General features: G+C 71.7%; 21 protein-coding genes. 7 read left to right on the top strand and 14 right to left on the bottom strand.

Translation table 11 applies throughout. The features are described 5' to 3' along the window. Window positions 1–4 precede the first annotated feature (4 nt). The gene (locus TNCT6_RS13060; protein WP_141359533.1) at window positions 5–406 is read left to right on the top strand and encodes a hypothetical protein; all 402 of its coding nucleotides are present in this window, start codon (window positions 5–7) and stop codon (window positions 404–406) included. A 72-nt stretch (window positions 407–478) separates the two neighbouring features. Here the strand turns inward: TNCT6_RS13060 and hemB are convergent, their stop codons facing one another. Next, a complete protein-coding gene (gene hemB, locus TNCT6_RS13065) occupies window positions 479–1471 on the bottom strand; it encodes a porphobilinogen synthase (RefSeq protein WP_141359534.1) in 993 nt (330 codons plus the stop codon). Between the two features lie 68 nt (window positions 1472–1539). Between hemB and TNCT6_RS13075 the strand changes: the two genes are divergently transcribed. From TNCT6_RS13075 to TNCT6_RS13085, 3 genes are all read left to right on the top strand, one after another. After that, on the top strand, window positions 1540–2136 hold the full coding sequence (locus TNCT6_RS13075; RefSeq protein ID WP_253266094.1) for a zinc-binding dehydrogenase: 597 nt from the start codon (window positions 1540–1542) through the stop codon (window positions 2134–2136). A 52-nt stretch (window positions 2137–2188) separates the two neighbouring features. Then, window positions 2189–3523: an NAD-dependent succinate-semialdehyde dehydrogenase gene (locus TNCT6_RS13080; RefSeq protein ID WP_141359536.1), complete on the top strand. Its 1335-nt coding sequence runs from the start codon at window positions 2189–2191 to the stop codon at window positions 3521–3523. A gap of 85 nt (window positions 3524–3608) precedes the next feature. Next, window positions 3609–5021 (top strand): PH domain-containing protein, encoded by a 1413-nt coding sequence (locus tag TNCT6_RS13085; RefSeq protein WP_141359537.1) that lies wholly within the window; start codon window positions 3609–3611, stop codon window positions 5019–5021. An 84-nt stretch (window positions 5022–5105) separates the two neighbouring features. On the opposite strand, the gene TNCT6_RS13090 is transcribed toward TNCT6_RS13085, so the two are convergent. The 5 genes from TNCT6_RS13090 to TNCT6_RS13110 form a co-directional block, all read right to left on the bottom strand. Next, window positions 5106–6812: a bifunctional uroporphyrinogen-III C-methyltransferase/uroporphyrinogen-III synthase gene (locus tag TNCT6_RS13090; protein WP_141359538.1), complete on the bottom strand. Its 1707-nt coding sequence runs from the start codon at window positions 6810–6812 to the stop codon at window positions 5106–5108. Further along, window positions 6809–7780 carry a hydroxymethylbilane synthase gene (gene hemC / locus TNCT6_RS13095; RefSeq protein ID WP_141359539.1) on the bottom strand — a complete coding sequence of 324 codons (972 nt, stop codon included), beginning with the start codon at window positions 7778–7780 and terminating at the stop codon, window positions 6809–6811. Before hemC ends, TNCT6_RS13090 begins: the two co-directional genes overlap by 4 nt. Further along, complete coding sequence (locus tag TNCT6_RS13100; protein ID WP_141359540.1) at window positions 7777–9588, bottom strand: glutamyl-tRNA reductase; 1812 nt, start codon at window positions 9586–9588, stop codon at window positions 7777–7779. Before TNCT6_RS13100 ends, hemC begins: the two co-directional genes overlap by 4 nt. Continuing rightward, window positions 9585–10349: a redox-sensing transcriptional repressor Rex gene (locus TNCT6_RS13105; protein WP_141359541.1), complete on the bottom strand. Its 765-nt coding sequence runs from the start codon at window positions 10347–10349 to the stop codon at window positions 9585–9587. The genes TNCT6_RS13100 and TNCT6_RS13105 overlap by 4 nt, the downstream gene beginning before the upstream one ends. Before the next feature lie 298 nt (window positions 10350–10647). Next, window positions 10648–10932 (bottom strand): glutaredoxin family protein, encoded by a 285-nt coding sequence (locus tag TNCT6_RS13110; protein WP_172632892.1) that lies wholly within the window; start codon window positions 10930–10932, stop codon window positions 10648–10650. Window positions 10933–11061: 129 nt separating this feature from the next. On the opposite strand from TNCT6_RS13110, the gene TNCT6_RS13115 reads away from it, so the two are divergent. The 3 genes from TNCT6_RS13115 to TNCT6_RS13125 all read left to right on the top strand — a co-directional run bounded on the left by TNCT6_RS13115 (window position 11062) and on the right by TNCT6_RS13125 (window position 14714). After that, complete coding sequence (locus TNCT6_RS13115) at window positions 11062–11988, top strand: HAD family phosphatase (RefSeq protein ID WP_141359543.1); 927 nt, start codon at window positions 11062–11064, stop codon at window positions 11986–11988. A 431-nt stretch (window positions 11989–12419) separates the two neighbouring features. Then, window positions 12420–13244 carry an ECF subfamily RNA polymerase sigma factor, BldN family gene (locus tag TNCT6_RS13120; protein WP_141359544.1) on the top strand — a complete coding sequence of 275 codons (825 nt, stop codon included), beginning with the start codon at window positions 12420–12422 and terminating at the stop codon, window positions 13242–13244. Between the two features lie 234 nt (window positions 13245–13478). Further along, window positions 13479–14714, top strand: coding sequence for a DUF5667 domain-containing protein (locus TNCT6_RS13125; RefSeq protein WP_141359545.1), 1236 nt, complete (start codon window positions 13479–13481; stop codon window positions 14712–14714). A 71-nt stretch (window positions 14715–14785) separates the two neighbouring features. On the opposite strand, the gene TNCT6_RS13130 is transcribed toward TNCT6_RS13125, so the two are convergent. From TNCT6_RS13130 to TNCT6_RS13165, 8 genes are all read right to left on the bottom strand, one after another. Then, window positions 14786–15847 (bottom strand): lysophospholipid acyltransferase family protein, encoded by a 1062-nt coding sequence (locus tag TNCT6_RS13130; protein ID WP_141359546.1) that lies wholly within the window; start codon window positions 15845–15847, stop codon window positions 14786–14788. A gap of 13 nt (window positions 15848–15860) precedes the next feature. Further along, window positions 15861–16919: an NAD-dependent epimerase/dehydratase family protein gene (locus TNCT6_RS13135; protein WP_141359547.1), complete on the bottom strand. Its 1059-nt coding sequence runs from the start codon at window positions 16917–16919 to the stop codon at window positions 15861–15863. Between the two features lie 240 nt (window positions 16920–17159). Then, window positions 17160–17258: a 30S ribosomal protein bS22 gene (locus TNCT6_RS13140; protein WP_003948845.1), complete on the bottom strand. Its 99-nt coding sequence runs from the start codon at window positions 17256–17258 to the stop codon at window positions 17160–17162. A gap of 164 nt (window positions 17259–17422) precedes the next feature. Next, complete coding sequence (locus TNCT6_RS13145; protein ID WP_004984898.1) at window positions 17423–17635, bottom strand: helix-turn-helix domain-containing protein; 213 nt, start codon at window positions 17633–17635, stop codon at window positions 17423–17425. Between the two features lie 128 nt (window positions 17636–17763). Next, entirely contained in the window at window positions 17764–18579 is an 816-nt protein-coding gene (locus TNCT6_RS13150; protein WP_141359548.1) for a phosphatase, read from the bottom strand. 99 nt (window positions 18580–18678) lie between these two features. Continuing rightward, window positions 18679–19851 carry an acetoin utilization protein AcuC gene (locus TNCT6_RS13155; RefSeq protein ID WP_141359549.1) on the bottom strand — a complete coding sequence of 391 codons (1173 nt, stop codon included), beginning with the start codon at window positions 19849–19851 and terminating at the stop codon, window positions 18679–18681. Beyond that, on the bottom strand, window positions 19802–21043 hold the full coding sequence (locus tag TNCT6_RS13160; RefSeq protein ID WP_141359550.1) for an MFS transporter: 1242 nt from the start codon (window positions 21041–21043) through the stop codon (window positions 19802–19804). Before TNCT6_RS13160 ends, TNCT6_RS13155 begins: the two co-directional genes overlap by 50 nt. A 60-nt stretch (window positions 21044–21103) precedes the next feature. After that, window positions 21104–21826 (bottom strand): VC0807 family protein, encoded by a 723-nt coding sequence (locus tag TNCT6_RS13165; RefSeq protein WP_253266095.1) that lies wholly within the window; start codon window positions 21824–21826, stop codon window positions 21104–21106. Window positions 21827–21890: the final 64 nt, after the last annotated feature.

Genomic DNA, 21890 nt, shown 5'->3' on the forward strand with positions numbered 1-21890 from the left:
ACAAATGGCAGCTGAGTCCGGCGGAGAGACGGAACGGGATCCCCTGGAGACCTTCATCGACGAGGTCTTCGAGGAAATGGTGCGCGAGTCCGGGATTCCGCACACCGGTACCGGTATCAGGCATGGGAAGGACCCGCTGACGGCGGCTCTGCTGGAAGCGGCCGCGACGTCTCTTTCCCGGCCGGCGCACTCCCGGTCCTCGGAACTGGAGAAGGCGCTGTTCGCGCAGGTCCTGGCGACCGCGCTGGCGGAATCCCTCGCGCCCGCCCTGGCGGAGGCCCTGGCCATGGAGATCATGAAGGTGCTGAACCAGCACGCCGCCTCGCACGGCGGCTCGGCCCGGGCGTCGGCGGGCGGAGGTTCCCGCGGCCGACGCGGCGAAGGCGAACGGGGCACGGGCTCCTGACCCCTCCGCGCACCGGTCACGGCGCGGCGGGGCCGCCCGTGCGGAGACGGGCGGCCCGGCGGGGTGGCGGGGTCAGCGCAGCTTCTGCGCGACCTCGGTGGCCCAGTAGGTGAGGATGTTGCGCGCCCCGGCCCGCTTGATGCCGGTCAGGGTCTCCAGGATGGCCCGGTCCCGGTCGACCCAGCCCTTCTCGGCGGCGGCCTCGATCATCGAGTACTCGCCGGAGATCTGGTAGGCGGCGACCGGCACGTCCACGGCGTCGGCGACCCGGGCGAGGATGTCGAGGTAGGGACCGGCCGGCTTGACCATCACCATGTCGGCGCCCTCCTCCAGGTCGAGGGCCAGCTCCCGCAGCGACTCCCTCAGGTTCGCCGGATCCTGCTGGTAGGTCTTGCGGTCCCCCCTCAGCGAGGAGCCGACCGCCTCCCGGAAGGGCCCGTAGAACGCGGACGAGTACTTGACGGTGTAGGCGAGGACGGCCACGTCCTCCCGACCGATCTGGTCCAGCGCGTCCCGGATGACGCCGATCTGCCCGTCCATCATCCCGCTGGGGCCCACGACATGGGCGCCGGCGTCGGCCTGGACCTGGGCCATCTCGGCGTACCGCTCGAGCGTGGCGTCGTTGTCGACCCGGCCCTCGGCGTCGAGGACGCCGCAGTGGCCGTGGTCGGTGAACTCGTCGAGACACAGGTCGGACATGACGAGCAGCTCGTCCCCGACCTCGGCGCGCACATCGCGCAGCGCGACCTGGAGGATCCCGTCCGGGTCCGTTCCCGCCGTCCCGAGGCCGTCCTTCTTGCCCTCCTCCGGCACCCCGAACAGCATGATCCCGGAGATCCCGGCCTCCACCGCCTCGGCGGCCGCCTTCTTCAGGCTCTCCCGCGTGTGCTGCACCACCCCGGGCATCGTCGAGATCGGCACGGGCTCGCTCACGCCCTCGCGGACGAACGCGGGGAGGATGAGGTCCGCCGGGTGCAGCCGGGTCTCGGCGACCATGCGCCGCATGGCGGGGATGGTGCGCAGCCGGCGAGGACGCGTACCGGGAAAGGATCCGTACTTCGTCATGCCCTCTACGCTACGCCCGCCGCCCCGATGTCTTTGCCGACGGGGAGTCGGCCGGGGCGGCGACGGCCGTGCCGGCCGGTCTCGGGCTTCTGCTCGGGCTGAACGGCGACGCCGCCGCGACCCTGATCGCGTTCGGCTCCGGCGGTTTCCACTTCACCTTCCTCACCCGTCGCGGTCGTGGCGCTCGCCGCCCGGTTGAGCACATCATCGCCGTCGACCTCTCCCCCGAACGGCTCGCCGTGGCCGAGCGGTTCGGCGCCACCCACACACTCGACGGCGCCGGGACCGACGTCGCGGCCTGGTGCCAGGAGCAGCTCGGCGGAGTGGACTACGCCTTCGAGGCGATCGGGAGCCCCAAGGTCGTCGAGACCCTCCCGGCCATGCTCATCTCGGGCGGCGCGGCCGTCCTGGTCGGGATGGCACCGACCGGCGCGACCGGTTCCTTCGACCTGTTCGACCTCACCGACCAGGGGAAACGTATCCTCGGCTGCAACTACGGCTCCAGTGTCGGGGAGATCGACATCCCCAAACTGGCCCGCCTCTACCTGGCGGGCCGGCTGCCGCTGGACGACCTGATCGGCAGGACCCGGCCGCTGCGGGAGACGGCGCAGGCGTTCGACGATCTCAGGTCGAACACCGGGGTCAGGACGATCCTGACCCCGTGAGCCGTCCCGTGACCGACAGCCGCCCCGCACCCGACCACTTTCCGGAGACCTGATGTACGCCGTCACCGACCCCACCACCGGCGAAGTCGCCGAGACCTACCCGACCGCCACCGACGCCGAGATCGAGGCGGCCGTCGCCGCCGCCCACGCGGCCACCGCCTGGGGCCGTGGCAGCACCGTGGCCGAGCGCTCCGCGCTGCTGCGCCGGCTCGGCGATCTGCACACCGAGCACCAGGCCGAACTGGCCGCGAGCATCGTGCGCGAGATGGGCAAGCCGCTCGCGGAGGCGGAGGGCGAGATCGGCTTCTGCGCCGACATCTACCACTACTACGCCGACCACGCCGAGCAGTTCCTCGCCGACGAGCCGCTCGACGTCACCTCCGGCCCCGGCAGCGCCGTCGTCCGGCGCAGCCCGGTCGGCGTCCTGCTCGGCATCATGCCGTGGAACTTCCCGGCCTACCAGGTGGCCCGCTTCGCCGCCCCGAACCTCGCACTCGGCAACACCATCGTCCTCAAGCACGCCCCCCAGTGCCCGGCCACCGCCGCGCTCCTTGAGAAGCTGTTCGCGGACGCTGGCTTCCCGGCCGGCGCGTACGTCAACGTGTACGCCACCAACGAGCAGATCGCCGAGGTGATCGCCGACCCGCGGGTCCAGGGCGTCTCGCTCACCGGCTCGGAGCGCGCCGGTGCCGCCGTCGCCGAGATCGCCGGGCGGAACCTGAAGCGCGTCGTCCTCGAACTCGGCGGCTCCGACCCGTTCATCGTGCTGTCCACCGACGACCTCGACGCGGTCGTCGAGGCCGCCGTCGCCGCCCGGCTCGACAACACCGGCCAGGCCTGCAACGCCGCCAAGCGGTTCGTCGTCGTCGAGGACCTCTACGACGCGTTCGTCGAGAAGTTCGCCGCCCGGCTGCTCGCCGGCGAGACCGGTGCCCCGCTATCGTCGGTCGCCGCCGCCGAGAACCTCGCCCGGCAGGTCGACGAGGCGGTCGCCCAGGGCGCCACGCTGCACAGCGAGGGCGAGCGGCGCGGAGCCTACTTCCCGGCCGGAGTGCTCACGGGGCTCACCACCGAACACACCGCCGCCCGCCAGGAACTCTTCGGACCGGTCGCGATGGTCTTCCCGGCGGCCGACGAGGACGACGCCCTGCGCATCGCCAACGACACCCCCTACGGCCTCGGGTCCTACCTCTTCACCACCGACCCCGCCCAGGCCGAGCGCGTCGCCGACCGCATCGAGGCCGGCATGGTCTTCGTCAACGGCGTCGGCGCCGAGGGCGCGGAACTGCCCTTCGGCGGCATCAAGCGCTCCGGCTTCGGCCGCGAACTCGGCCGCCTCGGCATCGAGGAGTTCGTCAACAAGAAGCTCATCCGGACCGTGGCGTAACGACTCGTGGACGGGTCCGGGCCTCCGACCGGCGGCCCGGACCACCCCGTCGGCGCGCGGCTCGGCCGATGACACGATGGCGCGCATGGCCGATGTGTGGAACCTGACCTGCCGCCCCCGCTGGAGACGCGCCCTGTGGCCCTTCGTCCGGGTGAGCGCCGACGCCCGGGGTCTGCACGTGCGAACGCTGCTGCGCCGCCAAAGCGTGCCATGGGGCGACATCGCCGAACTGCGCGTGCAGCAGAGGCCCGCGCGAACTTCCTGGACCCACACGCCCCGTCGCGTGACCCTGGTCCCGCACTACGGACGTGAGTGGCTCCTGCCCCTGCCGCGGAGCCGCTCGTCCGACGCCCCGGACTTCGACGCCGAGGTGAAGGCGCTGCGCGCGCTGCACCGCCGCCACGCGGCCACGGATCCGGGCAAGGTCCCCGCCGTGTCGTACGGCACCACCCGGCACGGCTGGGCAGGGGCGCTGGTCCTGTGCCCTGTGCTGCTCGTGTTTGCGGCCATGGCCGCACTGTCCGTGTCCGGCACCGCGTCGGACGAACAGGCGTGGAAGTCGGCCACCGCGTGCACCGCCCGGACGCCCGCCGCGGAGCGCCGCGAGTGCCTGACCGCGACGCCGGCAGTGATCTCGCGAACCGAGGACAGCGGGAGCAGGCGGCAGCCCAACTGGCTGTACTTCACCGACGGCCGGCCGCTGGAGCGGGTCAAGGTCTCCCGCGATGCCGTCCTGGAGTTCCGGGCCGGCGACCACGTCGAACTGACCTTCTGGCGCGGCCGAGTGATGAAGGTCGCCGGGAAGAGCTACGCGTGGCACGAGAACGTCGCCACTGCCGGGGCCACCGCCGTCTTCGCGGCCGCGTTCGCTCTCGCCGCGTGCTACGCCGGGGCCCACTCACTGCTGGGCCTGCTCGGGCGCCGGCTGCGCAATGCCAAGGACCTCCCGCCGGCCCTCCCGTTCGCGGGCGCACTCGCCGCCACCGCCCTGTGGCTCCTGCCGCTCTGCTACCTCCACCCCACGACCCTGTTCTCCTCCCCCGCGGCGATCACGTGGCTGGTCGTGGGCTCGCTGGTCACGCTGGGCCTGTTCATCGGGGCCTGGCACACCACCACCGCTTCCGCGCCGGACACGGCGACCGGTAAGTCCGCCGCCGCAGAGGCCGAGGAGGAGTTCCTGCCCGCCCGCTTCCTGGAGGACACCGACTACAACCCGCACGGCTTCGGCACCCACATCGTCCTGGACGGCGGCCCCCTCGCGGTGGCGCCCGGCCCGGGCCGGTTCGCGGCGAAACCGATACCGGTGCAGCGGCTCACCCTCAAGAACGTACGACGAGCCCGGGGCTCCGACCCCGTGGACAGACACTGGGACGTCGCCGAACTCGACGACGCCGGCACCCCGGTCCGCCTCGCGGCCGAACCCGCCGACCTGGCCCGCATCCTCCGCGAGCTGGCCCTCGCGAAAACCTCGGTGAACACCGTGCGTCCCGGGCCGTGAAGCCGGCCCGGCCGCCCACCGCGGGCAAAAACGCACGATGGCGGAACGCGCCCGCACGGCACGCTCCGCCACCTGCTCACACACTCACGTCGACGTACGACGCCTGCGCGACCCCGGTCGCCGTTCGCTCGGGCGGGTCACCGGGTCGCCCGCGTCCAGGGCCGCGAGGCGGCGCCTCGCGCCGAAGTCGGCCAGGGCCTCGGCCAGCTTGTGGACGGACGGCTCGGGGGCCATCACGTCCACCCGCAGGCCGTGCTCCTCGGCGGTCTTCGCCGTGGCCGGGCCGATGCAGGCGATCACCGTCACGTTGTGCGGCTTGCCCGCGATGCCGACCAGGTTCCGCACCGTGGACGACGACGTGAACATCACCGCGTCGAAGCCGCCGCCCTTGATGGCCTCACGGGTCTCCGCCGGGGGCGGAGAGGCGCGGACCGTGCGGTAGGCCGTGACGTCGTCGACCTCCCAGCCCAGTTCGATCAGACCCGCCACGAGCGTCTCCGTGGCGATGTCCGCACGAGGCAGGAAGACACGGTCGATCGGGTCGAAGACCGGGTCGTACGGCGGCCAGTCCTCCAGCAGGCCCGCGGCGGACTGCTCACCGCTCGGCACCAGGTCCGGCTTCACGCCGAAGGCGATCAGCGCCTTCGCGGTCTGGTCGCCGACGGCCGCCACCTTTATGCCGGCGAAGGCCCGGGCGTCAAGCCCGTACTCCTCGAACTTCTCCCGCACCGCCTTCACCGCGTTGACCGAGGTGAACGCGATCCACTCGTAGCGGCCGGTCACCAGGCCCTTCACCGCGCGCTCCATCTGCTGGGGCGTGCGCGGCGGCTCGACGGCGATCGTCGGGACCTCGTGCGGCACGGCTCCGTAGGACCGCAGCTGGTCGGAGAGCGAGGCCGCCTGCTCCTTGGTGCGCGGCACGAGGACCTTCCACCCGAACAGCGGCTTGGACTCGAACCACGACAGCTGGTCGCGCTGGGCGGTCGCGCTGCGCTCGCCGACCACGGCTATCACCGGACGCCCGCCGTCCGGGGACGGCAGGACCTTGGCCTGCTTCAGGGTCTGCGCGATCGTGCCGAGCGTCGCCGTCCACGTGCGCTGGCGGGTGGTCGTACCGGCGACCGTCACCGTCAACGGGGTGTCGGGCTTGCGGCCCGCCGAGACCAGTTCACCGGCCGCCGCGGCGACCGAGTCGAGCGTGGTCGACACGACGACCGTGCCGTCCGAGGCGCCGACCTCGGTCCAGCAGCGGTCGGAGGCCGTACGCGCGTCGACGAACCGTACGTCGGTGCCCTGGGCGTCACGCAGCGGCACCCCGGCGTACGCGGGCACGCCGACGGCGGCCGCGATGCCGGGGACGACCTCGAAGGGAACGCCCGCGGCGGCGCAGGCGAGCATCTCCTCCGCGGCGTACGTGTCGAGTCCCGGGTCCCCGGACACCGCACGGACGACCCGCCTGCCGCCCCGCGCGGCCTCCATGACAAGATGTGCGGCATCCCGCACCGCGGGGATCCCAGCGGTTGTTGACGTGCCGTCAACTACCGTGAGCTGGGGCGTGCCCGTGCCCGGATGCGAGTCCGCCGAAGGACCCGGATCCGTGTGCACGACGGCGACGCCCTGCCTGGCGTGCGTGCGCACGACGTCGAGCACCTCGTGCTCGGCGACGAGGACGTCCGCGTTGGCCAGCGCCTCCACGGCGCGCAGTGTGAGCAGTCCCGGATCTCCGGGTCCGGCACCGAGGAAGGTGACGTGCCCGTGTTCGGGACAGGCGGGAAGGGTGGTGGGGCTCACTGTGCTCGCTCCCCCATCAGACCGGCCGCGCCCTGGGCGAGCATCTCGGTGGCGAGTTCGCGACCGAGTGCCATCGCCTGGTCGTGCGTCTGGGGCACGGGACCGGTGGTGGACAGCTGCACCAGTGCGGAGCCGTCGGTCCTGCCGACGACGCCCCGCAGGCGCATTTCCTTGACAATCCGCCCGTCGCCCAGCAGGTCGGCCAGCGCGCCCACCGGGGCGCTGCAACCGGCCTCGAGGGCGGCGAGCAGTGACCGCTCGGCGGTCACGGCGGCCCGCGTGTGCGGGTCGTCGAGCTCGGCGAGCTCGGCGGCGAGGGCAGCGTCTTGGGCGGTGTGCCCCGCCCTGCACTCGACCGCCAGGGCCCCCTGGCCGGGGGCGGGCAGAATCGTGTCGACCGACAGGAAGTCGGTCGCCTCGTCGCTCCGGCCGACCCGGTTCAGCCCGGCGGCGGCGAGCACCACCGCGTCGAGCTCGCCGTTCTTGACGAAGCCGATGCGGGTGTCGACGTTGCCCCGGATCGGGACCGTCTCGATGTCCAGGCCGTGGGCGCGGGCGTACGCGTTCAGCTGGGCCATGCGGCGCGGCGAGCCCGTACCGATGCGCGCCCCGCGGGGCAGGTCGGTGAACTTCAGCGCGTCCCGGGCGACGAGCACGTCGCGCGGGTCCTCGCGCTCGGGTACGGCGGCCAGGACCAGGTCCTCGGGCTGCGTGGTGGGCAGGTCCTTGAGCGAATGAACCGCGAAGTCCACCTCGCCCCGCTGCAACGCCTCGCGCAGCGCGGCCACGAACACACCCGTGCCGCCGATCTGTGCGAGGTGCTCGCGGGAGATGTCGCCGTAGGTGGTGACCGGGACGAGCTCGACAGGCCGTCCGGTCACCTGGCTCACGGCGTCCGCCACCAACCCGGACTGGGCCATGGCGAGCTTGCTGCGCCTGGTCCCGAGCCTCAGTGCCTTCTCAGTCATGCTGGCCCTCGGTTCTTGCTGTGCTTCTCGGAGTCGTCGTGCTTCTCGGAGTCGTCGGAATCGCTGTCGGCCCGGGAGACGGAGGCGACCGTCTCGGGGTCCAGGTCGAACAGGGTGCGCAGCGCGTCCGCGTATCCGGCGCCGCCGGGCTCGGCCGCGAGCTGCTTGACCCTGACCGTCGGCGCGTGCAGCAGCTTGTCCACGACACGCCGGACGGTCTGGGTGATCTCCGCCCGGTGTTTGTCGTCGAGGCTGGGCAGCCGCCCCTCCAGGCGGGCGATCTCGCTGCTCACGACGTCGGCGGCCATGGTGCGCAGCGCGACGACGGTGGGTGTGATGTGCGCCGCCCGCAGGGCCGCCCCGAAGGCCGCGACCTCGTCGGAGACGATACGGCGGACCTGGTCGACGTCGGCGGCCATCGGAGCGTCGGCGGAGGCCTCGGCGAGCGACTCGATGTCCACCAGGCGCACCCCGGCGAGCCGGTGCACGGCCGCGTCGACGTCGCGCGGCATGGCGAGGTCCAGCACGAAGAGGGCCGGCTCGGGGCGCGGAGCGACGGCGACCGGCTCGGGCCTGCGGTGCTCGGGGATCCGGCCGGCGGTGGCCACCGTCGCGGCGAGCGCGGTGATCAGCTCGGCATCGGTCTCCGGGCCGGCCTCGGCACGGGCGGACTCGCGGCGGTCGAGAGTTCCTCCCCCAAGCTCTCGGCTCCGCTCGAGCAGGGCGGTACCCCCATCGACCCACGTACCGTGCTGCTCCAGGGTGGCCGCGTCCATGCCGGCCACGGCGGACTCGCCCATCAGGGAGAAGCCGGGCTCGGCGGCGGCGAGGTCCAGCGGGCAGTTCTCGTCGGCACCCGCGGCGCCCACGGGCGGCAGGGGGGTCTCGCGGACGTCCGTCCGCACCGCCGTACGGCCCCTGCCGTGCTCTTCCGCGACGGCCTGCGACACGGCAACGGGCACCCCGGTACGGCCCTCGATGGCGGAGGTGACCGTCTCGGCGGTCAGGACCAGTCCGGTCGCGCCGGTGCAGGAGACGGCGACATCTGCACGTGTCAGCTCGAGCGGCACCGCGTTCATCGGTACCGCGCGGGCCAGCACGTCCGTGTCGTCGCCCTCGGTGAGGATCTGGACGAGGCGCTCGGCCCGGTCCGGCGTACGGTTGGCGATCACTATCTCGCGGACGCCGACCCGCGCGAGCGTGGCGGCGGCCAGTGACGACATCGAACCGGCGCCGATGACCAGGGCCTTCTTGCCGCGCGCCCAGTCCTGCACGTCCGCGCCCGCGGACAGCTGCTCCAGGCCGAAGGTGACAAGGGACTGCCCGGCGCGGTCGATGCCGGTCTCGGAGTGGGCGCGCTTGCCGACCCGCAGGGCCTGCTGGAACAGGTCGTTCAGCAGACGCCCGGCGGTGTGCAGTTCCTGGGCGCGGGCCAGCGAGTTCTTGATCTGGCCGAGGATCTGGCCCTCGCCGACGACCATCGAGTCCAGGCCGCAGGCCACCGAGAACAGGTGGTGGACGGCCCGGTCCTCGTAGTGCACGTAGAGGTACGGGGTGAGTTCCTCGAGACCGACCCCGCTGTGCTGGGCGAGCAGTGTGGACAGCTCGGCGACACCGGCGTGGAACTTGTCCACGTCGGCGTACAGCTCGATGCGGTTGCAGGTGGCGAGCACGGCGGCCTCGGTGGCCGGCTCGGCGGCGACCGTGTCCTGGAGCAGCTTGTCCTGGCCGTCCGCGCTCAGCGAGGCGCGCTCCAGGAGGCTGACCGGGGCGCTGCGGTGGCTCAGTCCGACGACGAGGAGACTCATGCCGGCATCACGGCGGGGACATCCCCGTCCGGGCCCTGGTCGGTGGACTCGTCGCGGACCGCGGCGGCGGGCGGGAGGGTGCGGTCGGCGACGGCCTCCTCACCGGCCTTGCGCTGCTCGTGGAAGGCGAGGATCTGAAGCTCGATGGAGAGGTCGACCTTGCGCACGTCGACGCCGTCCGGGACGGACAGCACGGTCGGCGCGAAGTTCAGGATGGAGGTGACACCGGCGGCCACCAGCCGGTCGCAGACCTGCTGGGCGGCGCCCGCGGGGGTCGAGATCACGCCGATCGACACGCCGTTGTCCCGGATGATCTTCTCCAGCTCGTCGGCGTGCTGGACCGGGATGCCGGCGACGGGCCGGCCGGCCATCGCGGGGTCGGCGTCGATGAGCGCGGCGACGCGGAAGCCGCGGGAGGCGAAGCCGCCGTAGTTGGCGAGGGCGGCGCCGAGGTTTCCGATACCGACGATCACAACCGGCCAGTCCTGGGTGAGCCCCAGTTCGCGGGAGATCTGGTACACGAGATACTCGACGTCGTAGCCGACCCCGCGGGTCCCGTAGGAGCCGAGGTAGGAGAAGTCCTTGCGCAGCTTGGCGGAATTGACCCCCGCCGCGGCCGCGAGCTCCTCGGAGGAGACCGTGGGCACCGAGCGCTCCGACAGTGCGGTCAGGGCTCGGAGGTACAGCGGAAGCCTGGCGACGGTGGCCTCGGGAATCCCTCGGCTACGGGTCGCCGGTCGGTGAGTTCGGCCAGTTGCCACGGTGCTCCTGCGGGTAGAGCGGGGCTGCGGGCGGTCATATGTCCCCAGACCGCCCCGTCGACAGCAGGCTATGTCTTTGTGAACGTGTGCACAAAGATGGTGTCCGATTTGCCCGGCCAACGTGACCGGGGTCACGCACCCCCGACGCGGATGTTTGGAACCGGCACATCCGCACCTCTGTGCCTTTCTTGTTGGGGGCAAAACCGCACACTCTCCTCTACGATCCCCACCCCCGAGGCCAAGACGCCATCGATTCTAGGCGACTTCCGGCCAGTTTGGACTCCTCGGTCAGTCCCGATCAGCCCGCGAGCTCCTTGCGCAGCCGCCCCTCGTTCACCCGCCAGAAGGTGTGCTGTTCACCGTCGACGAGTACAACCGGAATCTGCTCCCAGTACTGGTCGTACAACTCCGGATCCTGGGTGATGTCCTTCTGTTCCCAGGCGACGCCCAGGTCGGCGCAGACCTTCTCCACGACGGCCTGCGCGTCGTCGCACAGGTGGCAGCCGGGCTTGCGGACGAGGGTGACGAGCCGCCCCTGGGGCCCGGGGGACCTGCGGCGGAAGATGGGACTCATGTCGGCCATTGTCGCTCCGGCACGGGGCCGCGGAACCCCGCCGGCGCGGACCGCCGCAACGACACCGTCGCGAAGAGTTCACGGGCCGCGAAACCTCTCGACTCCGGAACCACCCGGCCAACTGGCTATGCTCACGCCATGGCCGCTCTCGGATGGCTCACTTCCCGTAGGCGCTCCGCCACGGCGCGAAGCGTGTTGGCAGGCGAGGCCTCTGCGGAGGCAGCGCGCAAATCCTCGCAGGAAGCGGGCGTCCCGCCGGCCCCGCGGGAGGCGTCGGAGTTCCCGGTGCACGGGGACGAAAGGGCCGCCGCCTTCTTCGACCTGGACAACACCGTCATGCAGGGCGCCGCGCTGTTCCACTTCGGCCGGGGCCTGTACAAGCGGAAGTTCTTCGACACGCGCGACCTCGCCAAGTTCGCCTGGCAGCAGGCGTGGTTCCGGCTGGCCGGGGTGGAGGACCCCGAGCACATGCAGGACGCCCGCGACTCGGCGCTGTCGATCGTGAAGGGCCACCGGGTCGCCGAGCTGAAGTCCATCGGCGAGGAGATCTACGACGAGTACATGGCCGAGCGGATCTGGCCGGGCACGCGCGCACTCGCCGAGGCCCACCTGGAGGCCGGTCAGAAGGTGTGGTTGGTCACAGCCGCACCGGTGGAGATCGCCCAGGTCATCGCCCGCCGGCTGGGCCTGACCGGCGCGCTGGGCACGGTGGCGGAGTCCGTCGACGGCGTCTACACCGGCCGACTGGTCGGCGAACCGCTGCACGGCCCGGCGAAGGCCGAGGCGGTGCGCGCCCTGGCCGCGGCGGAGGCCCTGGACCTGACCCGCTGCGCCGCCTACAGCGACTCCCACAACGACATCCCCATGCTGTCCCTGGTCGGCCACCCCTACGCCATCAACCCCGACGCCAAGCTCCGCCGCCACGCCCGGGAGATGGACTGGCGCCTGCGCGACTACCGCACCGGCCGCAAGGCGGCCAAGGTCGGCATCCCCGCGGCGGCCGGCGTCGGCGCCGTCGCCGGCGGCACCGCCGCGGCCATCGCCCTGCACCGCCGCCGCCGCTGACGCCGGAGCACCGCACCGCCGCTCCCCCACTCGTCACCGGCCACCGTCCGTACCGCCTGCGGCCCGTACCGCCCACTGGCGGTACGGGCCTCAGCCGATCGCGTTCGTGCGGCGCACCCGGAACCGCGGGCAATTGACCGAACGTACGCCCATGCCGTTCTGGCCATTCGAATTGGCGGTGCATCGCCAGGATGCGCCCCGGACACACACCGAAGACGGAACAGATCGGTCAGCAAACGGTCACTCTCCGACGTCCGACCGCACGCCAATCGGTTACGGAAGCGACGGAATCGATGATTTGAGCAACTCGGTGTAGCAGTGCCTGTACGAAGCGTTATTCTCCTCAGACGCAAACCAGTTACCCCATCGTCGCTACGACGGGTGAACGGTTCCGCACTGCACGTGATGGAAGCTCTGCCTCTGGGAGTCCCGTGTACCCACACGTCGGGGTTGACGCCTCGGGCCTGGCTACGCTCCGCGCAACGGTCCTGGACCTGCTGCGCGGTCTCGTCCCCACCGCGTACGCCGGCCCCGTATTCGCCACCGCCGCGCCGGTAGGTCCGGCCTACGCGCTGGCCGACGGCATGGAGCAGGTGCCGACTCGCAGCGCCGTGGTCGAGGGACGACGAACCGGCGACGGACGGGCGGCCGGCCGACGAGGACGCTCGGCCTCGGCGGGCACCGTCCGGCGGCCCGCCGCGGACAGCGACAGCGCCCGGATGATGGAGCTCGTCGAACGCGCCCAGGCCGGCGAGGCCGATGCCTTCGGACGGCTCTACGACCAGTACAGCGACACCGTGTACCGGTACATCTACTACCGCGTCGGCGGCAAGGCGACGGCCGAGGACCTCACCAGCGAGACCTTTCTGCGCGCCCTGCGCCGCATCGGCACCTTCACCTGGCAGGGCCGCGACTTCGGCGCCTGGCTGGTCACCATCGCCCGCAACCTCGTCGCCGACCACTTCAAGTCCAGCCGGTTCCGGCTCGAGGTCACCACCGGCGAGATGCTCGACGCCAACGAGGTCGAGCGCTCCCCCGAGGACTCCGTCCTCGAGTCCCTGTCCAACGCCGCCCTCCTGGACGCCGTACGACGGCTCAACCCGCAGCAGCAGGAATGCGTCACGCTCCGCTTCCTCCAGGGCCTGTCCGTCGCGGAGACCGCCCGGGTGATGGGCAAGAACGAGGGTGCCATCAAGACCCTTCAGTACCGGGCCGTGCGCACCCTGGCCCGGCTTCTCCCCGACGACACGCGCTGAGCCGCACACACGCTCCGCGACCTTCAACTCACGCTCCGTCGAAGCGCGTTGACTTCTCGATCCGATCCGCCCGGGTCCGTAACCCAAGTGCCGCGCCGCTCGTTGTGCGGGATAGAGGCTCCCTGTGGTCACGCCCTGGCCAATCCTGGTCGACCGACCGGAAGAAGCGGCTGTGGACGTGCACCCTCAGGACCCCCGGGGAGTCGACCGTGATGACGAGAGGAGGTGCCGCCAGTGATCGCGAATGTATCGGCGCACCGGCGGGCGAACGCCTTCGCCCAGGCCCTGGAAGAACTGTCCGACCGGGGCACGGCGGCCGAACAGGCCGAAGGACCGGCACGGGCCCCGGCTGCCGCGGAACAGACCGAGCAGGGCCGCATGCTGGCCCTCGCCACCGGTCTGGACGCGCTGCCGCGGCCGGAGCTGGACCCCGAGGTCAAGGTCGTCCAGCGGGCCCGCCTGGTGGCCGCGATGGAGGCCATGCTCCAGGAGAGCACCGCGGCGGGCGAGGCGAGTGACCCACCGGTGCCCAGGCAACGGGCGCGCGGCGCACACCGGGCGAGCGGCCTGGGGAAACTGCGGCCGCGCACGCGGCTGAGCAAGTCGCTGGCCGCCGGCGGACTCAGCGTGGGTGTGGCCGCGGGAGCCTTCGGCGGAGTGGCCGCCGCCAGCTCCAGCGCCCTCCCCGGTGACTCGCTGTACGGCCTCAAGCGCGGCATCGAGGACTTCAAGCTCACCTACCTGACCGACGGCGCCGACGAGCAGGGCCAGGCCTACCTCGACCTCGCCTCGACCCGGTTGAGCGAGGCCCGCAGGCTGATGGAGCGCGGCCGCGGCGGCGGGCTCGACCACGAGTCGCTCGGCGAGATCCGCCGCACCCTGTCCGGGATGCAGCACGACGCGACCGAGGGCCACCGCCTGCTGCACGAGGCGTACGAGCGCGACCCCGACTCCCTGCGTCCCATCCAGGCCCTCTCCACCTTCTCGCGGTCCCACCGCGAGGCCTGGGGCGCGCTCCGCGACCGCCTCCCCGTGCAGCTCGGCGACGTCAGTCAGCAGGTGTCGTCGGTGTTCGACGCCATAGACGACGAGGTCGCCCCGCTCCAGTCGATGCTCCCCCAGCACCCCGCCCCGGGCGGCGACGGCACGCAGCACGGCCCCCGGCCGACACCGACCGCCGGTTCGCCCGGCGCCGCGCACTCGGCCCAGCCCAGCACCGGCGGCGACACCTCCTCCGGCAGCCCCCACACCGGCAGCGACAGCCCCAGCGCGTCGACCGGCTCGGGCAGCGCGGACGAGGGGCTGTTCGGCGGCTCCACCGGCGGCCTGCTGGACCCGCCGAAGCCCAGCAGCGGCAGCGCCTCGCCGTCCGCGACCAAGTCGCCCTCCAGCGGCCCCGATGTGACGATCCCGCCGCTTCTCCCGGGCCTGCTGCCCGGCCTCGGTATCAACGCGGAGGACGCGAAGTAGGCGGTGCCGGGCACAGCCCCACGAAGGCGGGGGCACCCCTCACCAGGGGTGCCCCCGCCTTCGTGGCACGGTCAGAAGAACACCGACCTGCGCTGCACCAGCAGCTTGTAGAGGGTGTGCTGGATCTGTTCGCGGACCTGGTCGGTCAGGTTGAACATCAGCATCGGGTCCTCGGCCGCCTCCGGCGGATACCCGTCCGTCGGAATGGGCTCGCCGAACTGGATCGTCCACTTCGTCGGCAGCGGGATCGCGCCCAGCGGCCCCAGCCACGGGAAGGTGGGCGTCAGCGGGAAGTACGGGATGCCCAGCAGTCGCGCGAGGGTCTTGGCGTTGCCGATCATCGGGTAGATCTCCTCGGCCCCGACGATCGAGCACGGGATGATCGGCACGCCCTGGCGCAGCGCGGTCGACACGAAGCCGCCGCGCCCGAACCGCTGCAGCTTGTAGCGCTCGCTGAACGGCTTGCCGATGCCCTTGAAGCCCTCCGGCATCACCCCGACCAGCTCGCCCTGCCCGAGCAGCCGCTCGGCGTCCTCGGTGCAGGCGAGGGTGTGGCCGAGCTTGCGGGCGAGTTCGTTGACCACCGGCAGCACGAACACCAGGTCGGCCGCGAGCAGCCGCAGATGCCGGTCCGCGGGATGCCGGTCGTGCACGGCGACCTGCATCATCAGCCCGTCCAGCGGCAGCGTGCCGGAGTGGTTGGCGACGATCAGGGCGCCGCCCTCGGCGGGAATGTTCTCGATGCCCTTCACATCGACCCGGAAGTACTTCTCGTACAGAGGCCGCAACAGGGACATCAGAAGCTGGTCGGTGAGTTCGGCGTCGTAGCCGAAGTCGTCGACGTCGTAGTCCCCGGTGAGGCGGCGGCGCAGGAACGCCAGACCGCTCGCGATGCGCCGCTCCAGACCGCCGTCCTGCGACGGCCGGCTCGGCGGCTCTGGCGGCTGTCCCTCACTGGTCACCGGGACATCATCCTGCGCGGCCCCCCTGCCGGGCAGGGGCTGCACCTCGCCGACCGCCGCCGGCTCGGCGCCGGTGCGGCGACTCCCCGTGCTCCGGCGCCGCGACGGCCGCTGTCCGGCGCTCCCGCGGGACCGGTCGTCGTCGAACGGAATGACCTTGGCGTCCGCCATGGTGCTGCGCTCCTCAGTAGGCGCTCTGCGTCGGGTGGCCACTGCCCGGGTGGGACAGGGCGGCGATCCGGTCGACGGCCCCCGCGAGGACCTCCGGCGGCAGCAGCCCGGGGCCGCGGCTGCGGGCGAATTCGGCGAAGGTCTGCGCGGTCGTGTACTTGGGTGCGAAGCCGAGTGTTTCGCGCATCTGGTCCGTCGCGACGACCCGGCCGTGGGTCAGCAGACGGATCTGCTCGGGTGAGAAGTCCGTCATTCCCAGCGTACGCACCAGCGAGCCCGCCCACGTCACCGCGGGAAGCAGCAGCGGCACCGTGGGGCGTCCCAGCCGCCGGGAGCACTGCGACAGCAGCAGCACGCCGTCGCCGGCGATGTTGAACGTGCCGCTGTTGAGGGTGGCGCGACGCGGCTCGTGCGAGGCGATCCGCAGCACCTCGATCACGTCGTCCTCGTGGACGAACTGCAACCGCGGGTCGTAGCCGAACACCGTCGGCAGCACCGGCAGCGAGAAGTACGAGGCGAGCGGGGTGTCCGCCGTCGGGCCGAGGATGTTGGCGAACCTGAGCACGCACACGGCGACGTCCGGCCGCCGCCTGGCGAAGCCCCGCACATACCCCTCGACCTCGACCGTGTCCTTCGCGAAACCGCCGCTGGGCAGGGACTTGGGCGGGGTGGTCTCGGTGAACACCGCCGGGTCCCGGGGCGCGGAGCCGTAGACGTTGGTGCTGGACTTGACCACCAGCCGCTTGACGGACGGGGACTTCTGGCAGGCGCCCAGCAGTTGCATGGTGCCGATGACGTTGGTCTCCTTGACCAGGGCCCGGCTGCCGCTGCCCAGCGCGGTGCCGGTCACGTCCATGTGCACCACCGTGTCGGCGGACGTCTCGGCGAGCACCCGCGCGATCGTGGGCTGCCGGATGTCCGCCTGAACGAAGTCGGCGCCGCCCAGATGGTGCTCGGGCGGAACCGCGTCCACGGCGACCACCCGGTCGACCTCCGGGTCACGCTGGATGCGCCGTACGAACCGGCCCGCGAGCTGACGGGCCACTCCGGTCACGAGCACGACCTGTCCCAAGATCAGCGCCTTCCTTCCCGCCCGGATCACCGCCGGGTTCCCCGTGTGCGGCCAACCTATCGGGTCGAGGTTGCGCTGCGGCGACCTCTCGATGCGCGACGTGACGGCAGGTACGTGCGTGCGAACGGGATGGCGCCTCCCCGCGGGCGGCCGGCCCGGGACGCACGCGACCCCCCACCGGATGCGGTGGGGGGTCACAGACACGCTTTCGCGTTGGCGCGTACCTCGCGCGACCGGCGTCTACTTCTTGTTGCGACGCTGGACGCGGGTGCGCTTGAGCAGCTTGCGGTGCTTCTTCTTGGCCATCCGCTTGCGCCGCTTCTTGATAACAGAGCCCACGACTACCCTCGCTCACTTCTCATCACTCGGTGTTTGGGCGCCATGGGCCCACACGACCTACGAGGGGCTAGCCTACCCGCCCGAGCGCTGAGGTCGTAATCGAGGTTTCCGGAGGGATCCGGAAGTGTTCCGTAGTGTCCTTCACGGACCCCTCCTGATCGTCGTCAGGCGGTTTCCACCCCCACGTAGCTCTCGCGGAGGTACTCGTGAACCGCTTGCTCCGGGACGCGGAAAGACCGCCCCACGCGGATCGCGGGCAGATGACCGCTGTGCACCAGGCGGTACACGGTCATCTTCGACACTCGCATGACCGAGGCGACTTCCGCCACGGTAAGGAACTGAACCTCGTTCAGAGGCCTTTCGCCAGCTGCAGCCATGACACACCTGAACCTTCCGCACTCGACGGCCACCGGCTTCCCCTTCCGGTGACTCTTCGTCGCTGCGTGCTCACTCCCCAGACTAGGGGCGGGTGATGCGAGTGGGGAAGAGGTGGACCATCGGCGGCCTACTGTGACAGACAGGCGCGATTGAGTACGTAGCGGGCCAGTGGGCGGTACCAGGCGGGCCGTACGCCGTCATCAAGTGGAACGACGACGGACACGCGCCCCTCCGCCTGCCCGACGAAGAGCGCGGGGTCGTTCGTGTCGGCCGGCCCCATGGCCTCGAACCCCAGCTGACCTGCACCGCAGACCCAGCCGTGATCCCCGATCACCAGTTCCGGCAGCGGGCCGCCGGCGTCGGCCGCCGCCGCGAGCGCCAGCCGAACCGGGAGCGGTGAATGCGTGTGCGCGCCGGGCTCACAACCGGAGCGTTCGGTGCCGGGAGGCCGGACCAGGGCGACTCCTCGTACGTACTCGAGGCGGCACGTGCGTAGGCCGAACCGGGTCGTTATGTCGACACAGCGACCCTGCGCGGGGGTGAGGACGGTACATCCCGCCGCCGACAGGGCGTCCGCCAGCGCGGCGTAGAAACCGAGCAGCCGGTGCGGGTGCCCGGTGCCGAGGAGCACGGGGGCACCGCGCCGCGCCGCCGCACCGAGCCGGTCCGCGAAGGCGTCCAGCGCGGCCAGCGTCAGATCCGGGTCGATGACATCGGGACCGAAGGTGTGCCGCGGATCGGCCGAAACACCACACCTGCGCGCCATCAGTTCGATCAAGTCCCCCTGTTGCCAAGGACCTTCGGGGTCGATCCCGATCAGCACCCGGGGATCCCGGGCCGCGAACAGCCGATAGCTGCGCAGACCGGCCTCCCGCGTCGTGGTCACCATCCCGGCGAGACGGGCCCTCACCAGATGGGCGCGCAGCGCCGCGATGCTCAACACCCGAGCGATGCTGACGCACGCCCTGCGCGATCGTCCCGAGAACCCGGGAACACCGCACAGTCGGCCTAATCGCAGGGCCCGTCCACCGGCGACCGGCGCCTACGGCAGCAGGCCCCGCAGCGGGAACACCGCCCGCCGGGTCGCCAGGATCGCCTGGTCCAGCCGGTCCGCCGGGTCGTACCCCGCCTCCCAGTCCGCCCAGGACACCGGCCACCGCCCGTCGGTCATCCGCATCGGGCCCAACTGCCGTGTCCGCGCGTACACCGTCTGCCGCCAGCTCTCGGGAATCACCGTCTCCGGCTCCACCGGCCGCCCCGCCGCGATCCCCACCAGATGCGTCCACGACCGGGGTACGACGTCCACCACCGCGTACCCGCCCCCGCCCAGCGCGACCCACCGCCCCTCGGCATGCTCGTGCGCCAGCTCGTGGCACGCCATCTGCACCGCCCGCTGCGCGTCCAGCGACACCGCCAGATGCGCCAGCGGATCCTCGAAGTGCGTGTCGGCCCCGTGCTGGGTGACCAGCACCTGCGGCCGGAAGTCCGCGACCAGTTCCGGCACCACCGCGTGGAACGCCCGCAGCCACCCGGCGTCCCCGGTCCCCGCCGGCAGCGCCACGTTCACGGCCGAGCCCTCGGCGGACTGAGCCCCGGTCTCCTGCGGCCATCCCGTCTGCGGGAACAGCGTCCGGGGATGCTCGTGCACCGAGATCGTCAGCACCCGCGGGTCCTCCCAGAACGCGGTCTGCACCCCGTCCCCGTGGTGCACGTCGGTGTCCACGTACACGACCCGTTCGGCACCCAGCTCCAGCAGCCGCGCGATCGCCAGCGCGGCGTCGTTGTAGACGCAGAAGCCCGACGCGGCGCCGGGCATCGCGTGGTGCAGCCCGCCCGCGAAGTTCACCGCGTGCAGCGCGTCTCCACCCCACACGGCCTCCGCCGCCGCCACCGACTGCCCCGCGATCAGCGCGGACACCTCGTGCATCCCGGCGAACGCCGGATCGTCCAACGTCCCCAGTCCGTACGTCCCGTCGGCCGATCCCGGGTCCGCCGACGCGGCCTTCACCGCGGCGATGTAGTCCTCCCGGTGGACCAGCCGCAGCGTCGACTCGCCGGCCGGCCTGGCCGCCACCAGCCGCACCTCCCGGTCGAGTCCGAGCGCGCAGACCAGTTTCCGGGTCAGGAAGAGGCGGACCGGATCCATGGGGTGGTCCCGACCGAAGTCATAGCCCGTTACTGCCTCGTCCCACATCAGCTGTGCGCGGCCGCTCATGACCGCCACCGTATCGGTCCGCTCGCGGCGCGAACGACCCGGCGCACACCCACGTCACCAGCACCAAGGCCATGGGCACCAGCATCGCCCCGCGGTAGCTCCACGCGTCGCCCAGCGCGCCCACCAGCGGCGAGCCGACCAGGAAACCCACGTAGTTGAAGATGTTGAGCCGTGCGACGGCCTTGTCCGAGGCGCCCGGGCCGTAGTTGTCAAAAGCGTGGCGCCCGGCCGCGGCGAAGGTCTGCGGCACCAGCACGCACAGGCCCAGCCCCAGCAGCGTGAACCCGAGCATGCCCACCCAGGGACCGGGCGCCCCGGCGACCACCGCGAATCCCAGCGCCGCGACCAGCGCACCCACCCGTACGACGGCCACGGCACCGAACCGCCGCACCCCGGTGTCCCCGATGGCCCGCCCCAGCAGCGTGGTGACCATGTAGACGTTGTACGGGACCGTCGCCAACTGCTCGGAGCTGCCCAGCGTGTCCTGGAGGTACTTCGCGCTCCAGTTGGAGACGGTCGAGTCCCCGATGTACGCGAAGGTCATCACCAGACACAGCGGCAGCAGCAGCCGGAACGCGACGCTCCCGCCGCCTTCCCCGGCCTTCCCGCCGGCCTCGTCCGGTGCGGCGGCGGAGTCGGCGTCGACGTACCACCGGCTGCCCACGAGGACCGCCGGCAGCAGCACCCCCACCACCGGCAGGTACGACACCCACAGCGCCAGGTGCCAGTGCGCCCCGGCCCAGGCCAGCGAGGCACCCACGATCCCGCCGAGGCTGTAGACGGCGTGGAAGCCGAGCATGATGCTGCGGCCGTACGCCCGTTGCAGGCTCACCCCGAGCATGTTCATCGAGGCGTCCAGCATTCCCACGGCCAGCCCGAACGCGGCCAGGGCGACCCCCAGTTCGGCGACCCGGCCGCCCGCCCCGACACCGAGCAGGGACAGGAGGACGACGGGCTGGGACCAGCGCAGCAGCCGGCTGGGCCGGACGCGTTTCACCAGGTGTTCGGCGGTCGTGCTGCCGATGCCGGCGAGGATCGGCACGGCGGCCAGGAAAACCGGCAGCAGCGCGTCGGAGACCCCGTACCGGCTCTGGATGGCCGGGATGCGCGTCACGAGAAGAGCGAAGGCGACGCCCTGCGCGAAGAAGCTGAACGCCAGCGAGGCCCTACCGCGCCGCAGCACATCAGTCATGGCGGCGAGCGTAGGGCCCTGGGCTACCTGTGGGTAGGTCCGGTGAAAGATGAATTCTGCTCAGCTTCGGGCGAGGGCGAACCCGTTCAGGGACTTCTGGGCCATGGCGGGCTCCTGGGCCTGCGTGGCTTCGGCGTTCGTCCCGGCTTTCGTCTCGGCCATCAGCATGTGCGCCATCGGCCCGGCGGCGAGAGCACCGCTCAGGAGGAACCCGAGCACCATCGCGACCACCATGATCACGGTGCCGAGCCACACCATGGTGTCCACCGGCAGCGCGTAGGCGCCCACGACCCGCACCACGCACTCCGCGAGCAGCACCACGCCCCACACCAGCGAGAACACCTTCTCCGCCCGCTGGAAGTCCGCGGATTCGGCCGCCAGTCGCGCCCAGACGGCCTCCCGCCTCGCGTCGCCCTTCACCAGCCAGGGCTTCATGGCGGCGGTCATCATCGGCCTGCCCATCGCCACGGACACCAGGATCCCGATGCCGATCGCGCTGCTGACGCCGCTGTCCTTGGCGAGCATCAGCCGCGGGTCACCGGCGACGAAACTCAGCAGCAGCCCGACCACGTTGACGAACAGGATGAGCGCGGCGAGCCCGTTGACCCGGCGCTCCCTGGCCGCGGCCCACCCGGTCCGCAGGGCCGGGACCACGCTGCTCCACCCCAGGGCAGCCAGCGTGCTCATCCCGAATCCGTTCTTGAGCAGGTAGTACCCACCGACCGGCACCGCCACATCCACGAGCAGAGGGGCGAGGTTCGCGCGCTTCGTGTTCGTCGTCATGCTCAAATCCTCGCGGGCGAGGGGGGTCCGCCAGTAGAAACGATCGTCCGGAGCTCCGCATGAC

Origin of the sequence: Streptomyces sp. 6-11-2 (genome assembly GCF_006540305.1) — a bacterium.
Lineage (GTDB): Bacteria > Actinomycetota > Actinomycetes > Streptomycetales > Streptomycetaceae > Streptomyces.

What these genes read in the sequence shown, in the direction of transcription:
- TNCT6_RS13060 (WP_141359533.1), top strand. Translation starts at nt 5, where the DNA reads ATGGCAGCTGAGTCCGGCGGAGAGACGGAACGGGATCCCCTGGAGACC.
- TNCT6_RS13100 (WP_141359540.1), bottom strand. Translation starts at nt 9,588, where the DNA reads ATGAGTCTCCTCGTCGTCGGACTGAGCCACCGCAGCGCCCCGGTCAGC.
- TNCT6_RS13115 (WP_141359543.1), top strand. Translation starts at nt 11,062, where the DNA reads ATGGCCGCTCTCGGATGGCTCACTTCCCGTAGGCGCTCCGCCACGGCG.
- TNCT6_RS13085 (WP_141359537.1), top strand. Translation starts at nt 3,609, where the DNA reads ATGGCCGATGTGTGGAACCTGACCTGCCGCCCCCGCTGGAGACGCGCC.
- TNCT6_RS13155 (WP_141359549.1), bottom strand. Translation starts at nt 19,851, where the DNA reads ATGAGCGGCCGCGCACAGCTGATGTGGGACGAGGCAGTAACGGGCTAT.
- hemC (WP_141359539.1), bottom strand. Translation starts at nt 7,780, where the DNA reads ATGACTGAGAAGGCACTGAGGCTCGGGACCAGGCGCAGCAAGCTCGCC.
- hemB (WP_141359534.1), bottom strand. Translation starts at nt 1,471, where the DNA reads ATGACGAAGTACGGATCCTTTCCCGGTACGCGTCCTCGCCGGCTGCGC.
- TNCT6_RS13160 (WP_141359550.1), bottom strand. Translation starts at nt 21,043, where the DNA reads ATGACTGATGTGCTGCGGCGCGGTAGGGCCTCGCTGGCGTTCAGCTTC.
- TNCT6_RS13130 (WP_141359546.1), bottom strand. Translation starts at nt 15,847, where the DNA reads ATGGCGGACGCCAAGGTCATTCCGTTCGACGACGACCGGTCCCGCGGG.
- TNCT6_RS13145 (WP_004984898.1), bottom strand. Translation starts at nt 17,635, where the DNA reads ATGGCTGCAGCTGGCGAAAGGCCTCTGAACGAGGTTCAGTTCCTTACC.
- TNCT6_RS13165 (WP_253266095.1), bottom strand. Translation starts at nt 21,826, where the DNA reads ATGACGACGAACACGAAGCGCGCGAACCTCGCCCCTCTGCTCGTGGAT.
- TNCT6_RS13110 (WP_172632892.1), bottom strand. Translation starts at nt 10,932, where the DNA reads ATGGCCGACATGAGTCCCATCTTCCGCCGCAGGTCCCCCGGGCCCCAG.
- TNCT6_RS13080 (WP_141359536.1), top strand. Translation starts at nt 2,189, where the DNA reads ATGTACGCCGTCACCGACCCCACCACCGGCGAAGTCGCCGAGACCTAC.